10 protein-coding genes and 1 pseudogene are annotated in these 14,305 nt (G+C 57.5%); 6 read left to right on the forward strand and 5 right to left on the reverse strand.

Annotated elements, in window-relative coordinates; genetic code table 11:
- The first annotated feature begins 32 nt into the window (after positions 1-32).
- The 3 genes from HMPREF1292_RS03760 to recR all read left to right on the forward strand — a co-directional run bounded on the left by HMPREF1292_RS03760 (position 33) and on the right by recR (position 3,950).
- Positions 33-2,825 carry a DNA polymerase III subunit gamma and tau gene (locus tag HMPREF1292_RS03760; protein ID WP_023018815.1) on the forward strand — a complete coding sequence of 931 codons (2,793 nt, stop codon included), beginning with the start codon at positions 33-35 and terminating at the stop codon, positions 2,823-2,825.
- Between the two features lie 126 nt (positions 2,826-2,951).
- Positions 2,952-3,290, forward strand: coding sequence for a YbaB/EbfC family nucleoid-associated protein (locus tag HMPREF1292_RS03765; RefSeq protein ID WP_021353519.1), 339 nt, complete (start codon positions 2,952-2,954; stop codon positions 3,288-3,290).
- A complete protein-coding gene (gene recR / locus HMPREF1292_RS03770; protein ID WP_021353520.1) occupies positions 3,291-3,950 on the forward strand; it encodes a recombination mediator RecR in 660 nt (219 codons plus the stop codon).
- A gap of 56 nt (positions 3,951-4,006) precedes the next feature.
- On the opposite strand, the gene HMPREF1292_RS03775 is transcribed toward recR, so the two are convergent.
- The 5 genes and pseudogenes from HMPREF1292_RS03775 to leuA form a co-directional block, all read right to left on the reverse strand.
- Positions 4,007-4,918, reverse strand: coding sequence for a siderophore-interacting protein (locus HMPREF1292_RS03775; protein ID WP_198010701.1), 912 nt, complete (start codon positions 4,916-4,918; stop codon positions 4,007-4,009).
- Positions 4,919-4,973: 55 nt separating this feature from the next.
- Positions 4,974-5,822 (reverse strand): type 1 glutamine amidotransferase, encoded by an 849-nt coding sequence (locus HMPREF1292_RS03780; RefSeq protein WP_232218007.1) that lies wholly within the window; start codon positions 5,820-5,822, stop codon positions 4,974-4,976.
- A gap of 3 nt (positions 5,823-5,825) precedes the next feature.
- On the reverse strand, positions 5,826-7,262 hold the full coding sequence (locus HMPREF1292_RS03785; RefSeq protein WP_023018818.1) for a Mur ligase family protein: 1,437 nt from the start codon (positions 7,260-7,262) through the stop codon (positions 5,826-5,828).
- A 363-nt stretch (positions 7,263-7,625) separates the two neighbouring features.
- Positions 7,626-8,747, reverse strand: a pseudogene (locus HMPREF1292_RS03790) (DNA polymerase III subunit epsilon); the annotation flags it as partial.
- 116 nt (positions 8,748-8,863) lie between these two features.
- On the reverse strand, positions 8,864-10,687 hold the full coding sequence (gene leuA, locus HMPREF1292_RS03795) for a 2-isopropylmalate synthase (protein ID WP_023018820.1): 1,824 nt from the start codon (positions 10,685-10,687) through the stop codon (positions 8,864-8,866).
- A 334-nt stretch (positions 10,688-11,021) separates the two neighbouring features.
- Here leuA and HMPREF1292_RS03800 point away from each other — a divergent pair, with 334 nt between their 5' ends.
- The 3 genes from HMPREF1292_RS03800 (at position 11,022) to HMPREF1292_RS03810 (ending at position 14,189) form a co-directional block, all read left to right on the forward strand.
- Positions 11,022-12,287, forward strand: a complete 1,266-nt coding sequence (locus tag HMPREF1292_RS03800; RefSeq protein ID WP_023018821.1) for an aspartate kinase — start codon at positions 11,022-11,024, stop codon at positions 12,285-12,287.
- Between the two features lie 44 nt (positions 12,288-12,331).
- Positions 12,332-13,369, forward strand: a complete 1,038-nt coding sequence (locus tag HMPREF1292_RS03805) for an aspartate-semialdehyde dehydrogenase (protein WP_023018822.1) — start codon at positions 12,332-12,334, stop codon at positions 13,367-13,369.
- 109 nt (positions 13,370-13,478) lie between these two features.
- Positions 13,479-14,189 carry an IS6-like element IS1628 family transposase gene (locus tag HMPREF1292_RS03810; RefSeq protein WP_011069225.1) on the forward strand — a complete coding sequence of 237 codons (711 nt, stop codon included), beginning with the start codon at positions 13,479-13,481 and terminating at the stop codon, positions 14,187-14,189.
- The last annotated feature ends 116 nt before the right edge of the window (positions 14,190-14,305 follow it).

Below are 14,305 nucleotides of genomic sequence, written 5' to 3' on the forward strand. Positions count from 1 at the left end.
GGGTCGGTTGGGGATATCGGTAAAGTAGTGGCGTGGCTCTTTACCGGAAATATCGCCCCGCAAGCTTTGCTGAGGTCATCGGACAATCGCAGGTCACTGAGCCTTTGTCAGTGGCACTCGATGCTCACCGCATCAACCATGCCTACCTTTTTTCGGGCCCGCGTGGGTGCGGCAAGACCTCCTCGGCGCGCATCCTTGCGCGCTCACTGAACTGCGTTGAAGGGCCGACCTCGACGCCATGCGGGAAGTGCGATAGTTGCCGTGCACTCGCCCCCGGTGGTCCCGGCAACCTGGATGTTACGGAGCTCGACGCGGCTTCGCACAACGGTGTAGAAGACATGCGTGAGCTGCGCGACCGCGGCCACTACGCGCCGGCGGAATCGCGCTACCGCATTTTCATCATTGACGAGGCGCACATGATCTCGCAGCAGGGTTTCAACGCTCTGCTGAAGATCGTCGAAGAACCGCCTGAGCACCTAATTTTTATTTTCGCGACCACCGAGCCGGAAAAAGTCATTGGCACGATCCGCTCGCGTACCCATAACTACCCGTTCCGTCTACTGACGCCACCGGATATGAAAGCACTGCTGCAGCACGTGGTGGAAGAAGAAAACGTGCAGGTAGAAGATGCGGTCTACCCCTTGGTGATGCAGGCTGGTGGCGGTTCGCCACGCGATACTCTCTCGTTACTGGACCAGTTGTTGGCCGGTGCGAAAGACGGGCAGTTGACTTACCAACAGGCGGCGCCGCTGCTGGGCGTGACCGATTTGGCTCTGATTGACCGCGTGATTGCCGCGCTTGCCGACGACGAAAAAGGCGAATTATTCCGCATCGTCAACGACGTCATCAACGCCGGGCACGAGCCCCGCCGTTTTGTGGAAGACTTGCTGGACCGCCTGCGGGACCTGTTGATTATCCAGGCTGTGCCTGAAGCTTTTACCGAGGGGCTAGTTTCCGCCCCGCAGGATCGCGTGGCGGTTCTGAAGGAACAAGCCGGATGGTTTAGCCCGGAGGCGCTGACGCATTACGCGGATGTGGTTAATGAGCGCTTGCCGCAAATGCGTGGTGCGACTTCACCGCAATTGTTGCTGGAGATTTTGTGTGCGCACTTGTTGGCGCGGCCATACGTTGCAGCGGCGGGTAACGCAGCTGGTGCTGGGGCTGGGCCAGGCATCAGTGTTGGCGCGGGGGCCGGTGCCGGTCAATCGGGCCAGTCTGGTCGGGCGGGTCAGGGGGCTGCAGCCCAGGAGAGTGGTCAGCACAGCAGTCAGGGTGGTCCGCGTGGTGCGGCGGCCGCGCTGGCTGCTGTGGCGGCGATGGGGTCGGCGAAACCGCAGACAAAATCGATGCCGTCGCACGGTCCGGCGCCTAAGGCACAGCCTGGTGAACAGGTTGCTGAGCAGCACAAGGCAGCATCTGCGAGTGAGCACAACCCAGAGACGTCTACGCCTGAGCACAAAAATGAGGTTGGTGCTGTTGCCGATGCAGAAACCAAGCCCGAGGCGGCAAGCATGTCGGAAGCAGTAAGAACGTCGGAAGCAGTAAGAACCTCCGATGCAGTAAGCGCTGCCGATTCCGCGGACTCTGCGTCGGCTAACGATGCTGCCCGCGCGCAACGCACCGACGAATCTGCGCAGTCAGACCATGCTGAGGAGCCAAACGGTCCTGAACAGCAGCGTGCCGAGCAGCCTAGTGAACAGCAGCCTAATGAACAGCCAGGTGATGCGCTCGAGATCATCCGCAGCCAGTGGACGAATATTCGCTCAAAGGTAGGGCAGAAAAATCGCGTCGCGGAAGTCATGCTCACCGAAGCAAAAGTTTTGGGCATCGACGGTGACACCGTCGTGCTGGGGCACAACACCGGTGCTTTGGCTGAGCGCATTAATTCTGAGCGCAACAATGCCGTGATTGTCGAAGCGGTAAGCGCCGTCGTTGACCAGAAATTACAGGTCAAATGCATCGTCGGCACGAAAGTTCCACCTGAACTTACGGCGCAATCACGTATGACGCCGCAACCACAGAAACCCGCGCAGCAGAATAACCAGTCGCGCCAGAATTCGCAGCCACAGCAGAATAACCAGCCGCCGCAGCAGGATCAATCACAGGCAGCAACGCGCCCACAACAGGAGGCTCAACACACAAGAAGTGACAGTGTCTGGCCAGAAACCAGCCGTGATGTTAATACCGGGGTGGGCTCAACGGACACTACGGTGCATGAGAGCAACGAGGGTTCTGGGCAATCCCACAGGCAGCAACCGGAGCCACAGCGGGCGCAATCAGTCCGGTCAGAATCAAAGCCCTCGAAGCCACATGAGAAACCACTCGCCAGCCCAAAGAACCAGGACTGGCGCGAGGTAGCTAACCAGGCAAAAAACCGTGCACGTGAGCGCGCAGCACAATCTAGCCGCGACACCTTTGGCGACGGTGTCCCGCTGCCACCTGAACCGGCCGCGGAAGAGTCTGCACCGGACGAGCCGCCGCAAACGCAGCCAGCACAATCGTCGGCAAGCCACACACAGAACGCACAGAACGCACATGGCGCGCATGGCGCACATGGCGCGCCGGGCAGCGCCGAAACCAGTAGTGCCGAAAGAAACAACGCCGAAAACAGCAATGCCCAAAACAGCAATGCGCAAAACGGCAACGCTGAAAGAAACAATGCCGAAAACAGCAACACGCAAAACGGCGGGGACGACACAGGAACCAGCACCAGCACAAACACGGACACCAATGCCAACACCAGCCCCGGCGAACGCAGCCCAGAAGAAATTCATGCTGCCGCGCGCAAGCTGCTAGAAACCGAGCTGGGAGCGCGTTCGCTGTAGTCTGTGCCAGTCCGTTGTAAACTAGGGCCGTTGTGCGTGCAGATTCGCACAGAAGACTAGCTACCGGGCCAAAACCCAAAGCTATAAACAAAACGCACCAAAACAACAAAACAAGGAGCATCGACAATGACGCAGCCACAAGACATGCAGCAGCTGATCGCCCAAGCCGCCGAAATGCAGGCCAACCTGCAGCGCGCCCAGGAAGAAATCCTGGCCACCTCGGTCACCGGTAAAGCAGCTAACGGCCTGGTTGAGGTCACCATGACTGGCGGTGCTGAAGTCACCGATATCAAGATTGACCCGCAGGTTGTTGATGCTGATGACGTCGACACGCTGCAGGATCTGATCCTGGGCGCATTCCAGGACGGTCACCGCCAGGCCGGTGAGCTGGCCAAGGAAAAGATGGGCCCGCTGTCACAGGGCATGGGCGATGGCGACATCAACAACCTCATGGGTGGAATGTAAGTGTTCGAAGGTCCTTTACAAGACCTCATCGACGAATTCTCGCGCCTGCCTGGGATTGGGCCGAAAAGTGCCCAGCGGATCGCCTTCCACGTTTTGCACACAGAACCGGAAGATATCGACCGCCTCCAGCAGGCGCTTGCTGGTGTCCGCGACGGGGTAACGTTTTGCCGCATTTGCTGCAATATTTCCCGTGAAAGCGTGTGCCGCATCTGCCACGATTCCGGGCGCGACCGCTCGATGATCTGCGTGGTAGAAGAACCCAAAGACATCCAATCCATCGAGCGTACTGGCGAATTCACTGGCCGTTATCACGTGCTCGGGGGTGCGTTGGATCCATTGGCGAATATTGGTCCGAAAGACCTGAATATTAGTCAGTTGTTGCAGCGCATCGGTGGCGTGGTGCAGGACCGTGAGCTGGCAGATTCCACACCGGAAAAACCGCTTTACGACGACGCCCCAGAGATCACCGAGGTGATTCTCGCGATGGATCCGAACACCGAAGGCGAGGCAACAGCGTCCTACCTGGTGCGCTTGTTGCGAGATTTTCCTGATTTGAAAATTTCACGGCTGGCCTCCGGTATGCCCCTGGGTGGCGATTTAGAATTCGTCGACGAGCTCACGCTATCCCGCGCGTTGTCAGGACGCCTGCCCGTGCGCTAGTTGCGGCAATGAGCTGGCGCCAAGAGGGGTGCGGCTAGCGCTGAGCTGGTGGCAGACTACGGCCGTGCTTTACCCGCGATCCAATACACGCACCACTGGATCGCTGCGGAATCCAAACCGAAGATCTCCATTCCCAGCTTGCGCGCGGTTTTGGCCATTCCCATTTCCCCACTGGCCCACAGATACTCTGGACGAAACTCTGGGTGCTGGTGGGCCAGTTTTTCAATTTGCATAGTTAAAAGTTCCTGGTGTCGCGTATAAGGTCCCTTGACGACGTCCAGCCCGGCCAGCGTCTCTTCCCACTGGTGGAGCGCGGGAACCTCAATATCCGCATCGGTTTCCGCGAGTGCAATCACACGGATGGTGCGTAGCGTGTTTGGGTGGAAACTCTGACAATAATCCAGAATGGCCCACACTGAAGGCAGCGCCGAAGGGTCTGCGATGAGCAGCTGTTGGCTGCTGGGGTGGTGCCACAGCCCACGCGAGGTGTACACCGCGCATTCATCACCTGCTTGTGCGCGCAGTACCCAGTTCACCCCCGGGGCCGGTAAGGCCTCGGGGGTGTCCTTTGTGTTATCCGACCGGCGGCGTTTGCCATGTGTGGCCACATCAAAACAAGCAGTTGCGTTTTCGCGGTTCAGTGAGCGGAAGGTGTACCAGCGTAGCTCCGGGCGCCATGCGGAATCGCAGGAAGCAATGACTGCGCGCAGGTTCGTGCGGTCACCGGTGGCAAGCCTATCCGCTAAACCGTCCAGACTGGCATCGGAGGTAGGCATGATCAGCCCGAAAAATTCGTCTGGGCCAGTCAGGCGCAGATCTGCGAATGCTGGAGAATGCAGATGCACGCGCACGAGTTCTTCAGCAAGCACCTCTATAGATTCCACCCGGCAGCGCAAGAAATCGTGACGTGCATCGCCGGGTGGGGTGGACAATCTGGTATCGAGAAAAGTGGAGTGGTTGGCAGCCATACCCATATTTTAGGGCAAAGATCAGCCTAACCTAGTGTGGGCTGGTGTTGCCTGGTTAGCGCAGGCGTTCTTTGCGTAGTTGCTCGATCGCAGGGATCTCCAGTGGCGCTAGCTCATCCAACTGGCACCCTAAAGCCATGGACAGCACCAGATCCGCTAACTGCGGATTGCGCGCGAGCGCAGGGCCGTGCATATACGTAGCGATGACCGATCCTTGCACCGCTCCTTCCGCGCGGGTTTGGGAATCGATGTTTTCTGCTTCCCCGGCACGGGCGGCATCGGCATCACAGTTACCAACACCAGTGGTAATTGCCCCTAAAGGTCGCGCATCTGGGCCGAGCAAGCTGGCACCCATATGGTTTTCAAAGCCAGTTAACGGGGCAGTGAGGCTACTGGTAACACCTGCTTGCGTGGGTTGCGAGGCTACTTCACCAATCGCGCGCTTTTGCAACGTGACAGTCCGGGCATCAACCAGGCCGAGGCCCTCGATCTCGCGTCCCGCGGCACGGAAAGTTTCACCAACCAGCTGAAATCCTGCACAAATCGCGAAAATAGGTGCACCAGCTTGGGCGGCTTTGTGCAAGCCACCGTCGGCAAGCAAATGCTCCACCGCCAAGATCTGCGCGCTGTCTTCACCACCGCCCAAGGTATAGGCGTCGAGTTGGCTAGGCACCGGCTCACCCAACTTAATTGGGTGGATCTGCGCCGAAATGCCACGCATGCGCGCACGCTGGCGTAACACCAGCGCGTTGCCGTCATCGCCATAGGTGCCCAAAACATCCGGTAGAACCAAGCCGATATTCAACTCTGCATTCTTAGCAGCCTGGTTGGCTTCGGCAGTGCTCGCAGCCGCGGATTTGTTAGCCGCAGCGCTGTGCTCATCGTGTGCCATATTTGCTGCCATCTCCTAAGCTTCCGCAGAATCTGCGGTGGAATTTTTCGTGGTCGAATTACTTGAGGCCGAGTTTGGTCTGGTGGAACGCTGCAACTGCGAAGGTTCGCCACGCTCCAGAGCCTTCTTCAGATCACGGAATGCGGTGTAGTTGGCCAGCACCTCAATGCGCCCGGCTGGGCACGCATCGATGGCTTTGAGCGGATCAGCGATCAATTCGTGGCGGATATCGGCATACACCAGACGCACAGCGAGGTCCGTGCCGCGCTCACCGGCGGCCTTGACGGACTGCTCGGCGAAATCCTCAAAAGTGACATCCCACAGCCAGGACAAATCCTCACCGTCGGCAACCTGGCCGTTGACCGCGATCACCAAACCTTCGGCGCTGCGATCAACCATGGACAATGCTTCTTGCCAGCCGGCCGGGTTCTTGGCCAATAACAGGCGGATTTCGTGTTCGCCGCGGGTGATTGTGGAATAGCGACCGGCGACATCATCAACCTGCTCAGTGGCAGAAACAGCCTGCTCGAAGCCGACGCCAAAAGCTTCCACCGCAGCGGCGATAGCCTGGGTAGCGTTGCCGCGGTTGGCCCGGCCCGGCAGTGCCAGGTTCAGCGGGTGCGCGGCGTCGTCCAGCGATGAGCTGCGCGTAATGCCCTCGCCCGTGATCGTCCAATCTGGGGTAGGGCGTTCGAAGGTCGAGCCGTCGGCAAGCTTCTTCGCCGCATACCAATGCTCACCGTCGCGCACGATCGCGCCGCCGGTGCGCGGACAAGTGGTGGACTCACCGAGCCAGCCGCCACCAGCAGCCACCCACACCACATTCGGAGCATCGTAGGCGACGGAAGAAATCAATACATCATCACAGTTAGCGATGACCATCATTTCTGGGTGCGCTTCAATGGCCCCGCGCAAGGTGCGCTCAATCTTGTTGATCTCGCCGACACGGTCCAGCTGATCGCGTGACAGATTAAGCAGAACCAGTGCCTGTGGGTTGATCTTGTTCGCCACCTGCGGCACGTGCAGCTCGTCGACCTCCAAGGCGAGGACCTCGGCACTACGTCCGGCCAGCAGTGCAGAGATGATTCCAGCATCCATATTGTCGCCGCCCTCATTCGTGGCGACGGAATACTCGCTGCGCAGCGCATTTGCCAACATGCGGGTGGTAGTGGATTTACCGTTGGTGCCGGTGACCAGCACCGCGGGGCGTCCGTCGGCAAGATTATGCATGACGTGTGGGTCGATTTTGTCCGCGAGCAGCCCACCAATCATGCCACCCGCACCCCGGCCGGTTGCGCGTGAAGCCACCGTCGCCAAACGAGCAACGGAAGTAGCAACCTGCGTGCGGGCGCGCGACAGTAGGGAAAGGGCAGACGATTTCGCAGAAGAGGAATCTGCAGGCGACGGCTTGGAAGACGACGGCTCAGAAGATGACACAGAAGGCTTAGTCATAGGAACCTAGGATAGTAAAAGGTTGGACGGCTAGTCGGCCTGGGGCTGTGCGCTGGCCCGGCGGGAGCGGCTCCGGCGACGTTTATTCGTCTTGTTGGGGCGGCCGGACTTGGCGTTAGGTTGTGCGCCGGACTTGGCGTTAGTTTGTGTACCGGACTGTGCCCCGGTTTGTTTTGCAGGGTGCTTTCCGGTCTTCGCGCCAGATTTTCCGCTGGTTTTTGCGGCAGGTTTGTTCGGGGACTTCGTCCCAGATTTAAGCGCAGATTTTTTCCCGGGTTTGGAGCTGGCCTTCAGCCCCGATGATCCGCCCAAGACACCGCGGGGGTGGGTGGATTGCTCGACTGGCGCATCCGGATCTGGGTGTGGCTTGACGCGGGTCAGTGCATCTAAAAATGCGGTATCACCCAACAAGGGGATACCTTTGCGTACCGCATGCATCGCCTTGCCACGTAGATCGGTAGTTTTGTTGCAGACGACTACCGACACCCCTCGATGCAGGTGCTCGCGATACACCAGCCCCGCTTCGAGCAAAGCGTCGATGATGGTATCCGGACTGTAGCCAATCTCATCAGCCACTACCACTTCCATGCCTTCGATCAGGGATCGCCCCGGAACATATTTCCCAGGGTTTGCCAGGCTGAGCTCGGCTTCGGCGGCCTGCACCCGGACATGGCTGCGCTGTAAACCAAACCGGTCCGCGCGCAGATCACCCGGATGGTAGCTGGCGATTAGCTCATGATCTGTGATTAAGGAGTTTTCTGCGGCTCGTTGCTGATGTTGGTAAATATCCCAGACCAACTGTGTAGTCTCGCGTGAGGTTTCTTCCTGGCTACGGCCAGCACGAACGACAGAAGCCACTGGACTGACAGCAGACAAGCCACTGGCGCGCGCCACGCCAGCGGGTCGGATATCGCTAAAAGGTATTTCTTGTCGACGCGCAGTCGCCAGCGTATCCACGATGCGTGCAGGCTGCGGAATATGACCGACACGCTGCCGTTTGCGGTTGCCCTTGCGGGAGCGTTTCCGGTTTGCGCGGGCGGCAGCGCTCATCGCGCGCTTTGCTTCTGAAACCAGAAAGCCCCATGTCAACGGCAAATCGTGGACGATTAGTGTGCGGTCGTCGATAAGCCGATCCAGCGGTTTCAAGATTTTTGCAAAGCGTTGGCCGTTGTCCACTTCTTCGCGGGAAAGCCCGTGGTAGTGGCGCGGCCCTGGATCTTCTCCGGGGTTGAGTACAGCGTGGAAAGTCTCGCTAGTCTCGCCCGCATCATTAAAAGTAACGGCGTCGACGGCAACCAGACGCGCTGTTGAAGGGTGAATACCGGAAGTTTGCACAGTCAGCGCAAGATACGGAAATTCCGCAACAGCCTCGCGACGAGCTACTTCCTTTGGGTGCAGCTCGCCGGAGGCTTCTTTGTTCTTCGTGCCGTTGTCGTTGCGCTCGCTGGTTGCGGCGCGGTCATCGGTATCGGTATGCGAGGTCATTAGTACAGCAGTCTAGTTCACCGATTTAGCTTGCGGATAGTTCAGCAACGCCAACGTGGCACAGAAAACCATCCGCTGCTGCGGTATAAAACTAATCGCAGTTCCTCGTGCCAATGCTAAAGATTGGCGTGTGCGCGGTTGGCAGCGGAGACCATGGCCTTCAACGAAGCATACGTCGTAGAGCCGGCAATGCCGACGCCCCAGACGCTAGAGCCGTTGACTGTCGCCAAGATATAACAAGCAGCTTCGGCATCTTCCCCGGCGCTGCGGGCGTGCTGGGAGTATTCCAGAACCTCGATGTCTATGCCCAGATTCCCCAGAGCGTCAGCATATGCAGCGATTGGGCCGTTACCGTTGCCTTCGATGCTGCGCTCTTCGCCATCGTGGATAACCTTGGCGGTTACCGTAGCGTCTTTGTCCTCGGTTTCTGCATTCTGCACACTCACCGAAAGTTGTTCGACGGGGGACTTCGTCTCCAAATACTCATTGGTGAAGATATCCCACATGGTCTTCGAATCAACCTCGCCGCCTTCGGCATCCGTGACGGTCTGTACCACCCGGGAGAAATCAACCTGCATGGCGCGAGGCATGGCGATGCCGTGGTCAGTTTTCATGATGTAAGCCACCCCGCCCTTGCCAGATTGGGAGTTTACTCGGATGACGGCTTCGTAATCACGGCCGATGTCTTTCGGGTCAATAGGCAGGTATGGAACCTCCCATGTGGTTTCGCGCAATTCTTCCCAAGCCACATCGGAGCTGCTGGCCTGTGGATGCACGTTGGCGGCCATCGCGTCCAAGCCTTTGTTAATGGCATCTTGGTGGGAACCGGAAAAAGCGGTGAACACCAGCTCGCCACCGTAGGGAGAGCGTTCGTGTACGCGCAGCTGGTTACAGTATTCGACGGTGCGACGAATCTGTGAGATATCGGAAAAATCAATCTGTGGGTCTACGCCCTGGGTCAGCATGTTTAAGCCTAAAGTCACCAGATCGACGTTGCCTGTGCGCTCGCCGTTACCGAATAAACAACCTTCGATACGGTCAGCGCCGGCCAGGTAGCCCAACTCGGCGGCTGCTACGCCTTCGCCGCGGTCATTGTGCGGGTGCAGCGAGATGATTAATGACTCACGGTTGTTTAAATTGCGGTGCATCCACTCAATCGAGTCAGCGTAAATATTCGGCGTGATCATCTCGACGGTGGAAGGAAGGTTAATGATCAGCGGATTTTCTGGGGTCGGTTCCATGATTTCTGCGACGGCATCGCAGACTTCTTTGGCGAAATCCAGTTCGGTGCCGGTGAAAGATTCCGGGGAGTATTCCCAGCGCCAATTGGTATCCGGGTAATCCTGGGCGATGGTTTTGATCAGCTGTGCGGCATCCGTGGCTAAGGCCTTGATGGCTGGGCGGTCTTTACGGAACACGACGCGGCGCTGCAGCTTCGAAGTGGAATTGTAGAAGTGCACGATCACATTCTTTGCTCCTGCGCAGGCCTCGAAAGTCCGGCGAATCAGGTGTTCACGTGCCTGGACCAACACCTGGATAGTGACGTCGTCTGGGATTAGATCCTGCTCAATGATTTCGCGGACGAAGTCAAAATCTGTCTGCGATGCCGACGGGAAACCTACCTCGATTTCCTTGTATCCCATGGTCACCAGAAGATCGAACATGCGGCGCTTCCGTTCTGGGCTCATGGGGTCAATCAGTGCCTGATTGCCGTCACGCAGATCGACTGCACACCATTGTGGGGCGGTGGTGATTTTTTTATCTGGCCAGGTGCGGTCCGGCAGTTGAATATCTTCAACTTCTTTGGCGAACGGTAAATAACGATCCACCGGCATAGTAGAGCCTTTTTGTTTATTCCAGGCCGGTTGATTTTCATTGCGTGGGCCGTTGGGCTTGTTCAGTTGGCGGGGCGCGGAAATAAAAGCGTCGTTAGGAGACATGATGATTCCTTGTGTTTATGGGTTTAGCACTGTGTGTTCGGTCGGCGATTAGTGCGTGCCGGGGCGAGAAGCAAAAGCTACGCGAATTACCGCGACGGGGTGCCGACCAAACTGTTGCCGTTGGCTCTAAAACCCGCCGCGGCTGCTAAGGAGAAGAAAACGCGCCCCGGAAATCATGTGGTATAGACTACACAATTTCTGGGGTTGGTGTGAAACTTGGGCTGCATTTAAGTCTGGGTGACAGGGCACATACTATGGTATGAATAAGCATTAACCTGCGTTTTTGAGCCGCAAAGACAGCAGAAACGGACGATCAGGAAAGGCAGCTGGCCTCATGGCACTAGTTGTGCAGAAATACGGGGGTTCATCCCTAGAAAGCGCGGAGCGGATCCGGGCGGTAGCAGACCGTATTGTTGCGACGAAAAAGGCTGGCAATGACGTCGTCGTTGTGTGTTCGGCGATGGGTGATACTACCGACGAGTTGCTGGATCTGGCAGCTTCCGTGAACCCAGTTCCACCGCAGCGCGAACTCGATATGTTGCTCACCGCCGGCGAGCGAATCTCCAATGCACTGGTTGCGATGGCCGTGAATTCACTAGGTGCGCAGGCGCAATCGTTTACTGGTTCGCAGGCCGGTGTGCTGACTACCGAACGCCACGGTAATGCTCGCATTCTTAACGTCACTCCCGGACGTCTGCAGGAATCACTGGACGAAGGCAAGATTTGCATCGTCGCTGGTTTTCAGGGCGTCAATAAAGACACCCGGGATGTCACTACCCTGGGCCGAGGCGGCTCAGACACCACTGCAGTGGCGCTTGCTGCGGCACTGAACGCGGATGTGTGTGAAATTTATTCTGACGTCGACGGCGTGTACACCGCCGATCCGCGTATTGTGCCCAATGCCCGCAAGCTAGAGCAGCTGTCTTTTGAAGAAATGTTGGAAATGGCAGCCGTCGGCTCCAAAATTTTGGTGCTGCGCAGCGTCGAATATGCCCGTGCCCACAACGTCGCTTTGCGCGTACGTTCGTCTTATAGCAATGACCCCGGCACTTTGGTGTCCGGTTCAATGGAGGATATCCCAATGGAAGATGCAGTATTGACTGGTGTTGCCACCGACAAGTCCGAAGCCAAGGTAACCGTGCTGGGAATTCCCGATAAGCCGGGCGAGGCCGCGAAGGTCTTCCGTGCCATTGCGGATGCAGAGATCAACATCGATATGGTGCTGCAGAATATCTCAACCGTGGAAAATGGCATCACCGATATCACCTTCACCTGCCCACGCGAAGATGGCCCACGAGCAGTTGAAATCTTGTCGAAGCTGAGCCGCGAAGGCAACTGGGCACAGGTGCTGTATGACGATCAGGTGGGCAAGGTTTCTCTGGTTGGTGCGGGAATGAAATCGCACCCAGGTGTTACCGCGGATTTCACCGAGGCATTGCGTGATGCTGGCGTGAACATGGAGCTGATCTCGACTTCTGAGATCCGGATTTCCGTACTTTTGCGTGAATCGGATTTGGAAAAAGCTACCCGTGCGCTGCACGATCGCTTTGATCTTGGCGGTGACGAAGATGTCACCGTCTATGCTGGAACTGGACGCTAATTACCAGCTTGACCGCTCAACCGCTCTGGGAGGAGACCACAACTATGACCACACTCGCCGTCGTTGGTGCTACCGGCCAAGTAGGCCAGGTGATGCGCCAAATTCTGGAGGAGCGCGAGTTCCCTGCAGACAAGGTGCGCTTTTTTGCTTCTCCGCGTTCGGCTGGCACTGAACTGGATTACCGCGGCGAGCGCATCACAGTAGAAGATTTGTCGCAGGTGACTGTTGAGTCTGTCTCCGACGTCGACATTGCGCTGTTTTCTGCCGGTGGCGCTACCTCGAAGCAATGGTCGCCGGTGTTTGCAGAAGCTGGTGCAACTGTGGTTGATAACTCTTCGGCATTCCGTAAGGATCCTGAGGTTCCGTTGGTGGTTTCCGAAGTCAACCCGGAGGCTGTGAAAGAGGTGCCGAAGGGAATCATCGCGAATCCGAATTGCACCACCATGGCTGCGATGCCGGTGATTAAGGCACTGCACGATATTGCAGAGTTGAAACGCTTGAATGTTTCTTCTTACCAGGCGGTTTCTGGTTCTGGCTTGGCAGGCGTACAAGCGTTGGCGGCCCAGATTTATGAGGCAGGCGAACACGCGGTTGACCTGACTTATGACGGCCGCAAGCTCGACGGTTTGGAGACTGCCCCTTATGTAGCTCCGATCGCCTATAACGCGTTGCCACTAGCAGGAAACCTTGTCGACGATGGTTCTTTAGAAACTGATGAGGAACAGAAGCTGCGTAATGAATCGCGCCGGATTCTTGGTTTGCCAGAACTACGCGTTTCTGGAACCTGCGTGCGTGTGCCGGTTTTCAGCGGCCACACCATGACGATCCACGCTGAGTTTGGCCAGGACATTACTCCAGACCAAGCTGTGGAAGCACTCGAGCAGGCTCCTGGCGTGCAGGTTGTCGATGTACCAACCCCGTTGGCTGCTACGGGTATTGATGATTGCCTGGTGGGGCGTATTCGTCAGGATCAGTCGTTGGAGGGTAACAACGGCTTGGTATTGGTAGTTTCTGGTGACAACCTGCGGAAAGGCGCTGCGCTGAACACGATTCAGATCGCTGAATTGCTGTTAGAGAAATAAAATAGGCTAGGCACCCAACCGATTTCCCGGTGGGTGCCTTTTTCGTATCTTTCCGGGTGCTGTTGCAAAGTTGGGGCAGTAGGAAGACCGGCGTGGAATAATCAGGTCCATGGGCATCTTCTCCGGTCGGCAGTTCCCTCGTGAAATCATCCTGTGGGCGGTGCGGTGGTACTGCCGCTACGGCGTGAGCTATCGCGACCTCGAAGAGATGATGACCGAGCGGGGAGTGCCGGTCGATCACACCACGATCTACCGCTGGGTGCAGAAATATGCTCCTGAGCTGGATAAGAAGACCCGGTGGTATCGGCAAGTTCCTGACTGGCAGGCCAGGTCCTGGCGGGTGGATGAGACCTATATCCGGGTCGGGGGAAAGTGGTGCTACCTCTATCGGGCAATCACCGCAGGTGGCCAGACCCTGGACTTCTACCTCTCACCAAAACGCAACGTCGCGGCAGCGAAGCGTTTCCTGGCGAAGACGCTGCGGTCGAATAAATCGGCAGGCTATCCGCGGGTGATCAGCACCGACAAGGCCCCCTCACTCGCCAGGGCAATCTCTGAGCTGAAGGCGGAAGGCGTCTGTCCATCGACGGTCGAGCATCGTCGGGTGAAATACCTCAACAACGTCATTGAAGGCGATCATGGCCGGTTAAAGCGGATCCTGGGGCCGAAAGGAGCATTCAAAAACCAAACGTCTGCCTACCGGACGTTGAAAGGGATGGAAGCGATGCACTCATTGCGGAAGGGGCAGGGCACGATGTTTGCCTATGGTCACCCGAATCCGGATGCAGTGATTGTTAGCCGGGTATTCGAGACGGCCTGACAACACAGGCACATAGCGTTGATCACACAATAAAAACGGAGCTTTCTTGGCTCCCGCCCCAAGTTGCAACAGCACCTCCGCGAATGTCCGGTCGATCCGCGCGACGTCCCAGGCGG

The sequence above is a fragment of the Corynebacterium sp. KPL1995 genome, assembly GCF_000477935.1.
GTDB lineage: Bacteria > Actinomycetota > Actinomycetes > Mycobacteriales > Mycobacteriaceae > Corynebacterium > Corynebacterium pseudodiphtheriticum.

Bases quoted from the DNA above. Each gene is read 5' to 3' on its own strand.
- HMPREF1292_RS03810 (WP_011069225.1), top strand. From the start codon at position 13,479: ATGGGCATCTTCTCCGGTCGGCAGTTCCCTCGTGAAATCATCCTGTGG.
- HMPREF1292_RS03785 (WP_023018818.1), bottom strand. From the start codon at position 7,262: ATGACTAAGCCTTCTGTGTCATCTTCTGAGCCGTCGTCTTCCAAGCCG.
- HMPREF1292_RS03765 (WP_021353519.1), top strand. From the start codon at position 2,952: ATGACGCAGCCACAAGACATGCAGCAGCTGATCGCCCAAGCCGCCGAA.
- HMPREF1292_RS03805 (WP_023018822.1), top strand. From the start codon at position 12,332: ATGACCACACTCGCCGTCGTTGGTGCTACCGGCCAAGTAGGCCAGGTG.
- HMPREF1292_RS03775 (WP_198010701.1), bottom strand. From the start codon at position 4,918: ATGGCTGCCAACCACTCCACTTTTCTCGATACCAGATTGTCCACCCCA.
- leuA (WP_023018820.1), bottom strand. From the start codon at position 10,687: ATGTCTCCTAACGACGCTTTTATTTCCGCGCCCCGCCAACTGAACAAG.
- HMPREF1292_RS03780 (WP_232218007.1), bottom strand. From the start codon at position 5,822: ATGGCAGCAAATATGGCACACGATGAGCACAGCGCTGCGGCTAACAAA.
- HMPREF1292_RS03800 (WP_023018821.1), top strand. From the start codon at position 11,022: ATGGCACTAGTTGTGCAGAAATACGGGGGTTCATCCCTAGAAAGCGCG.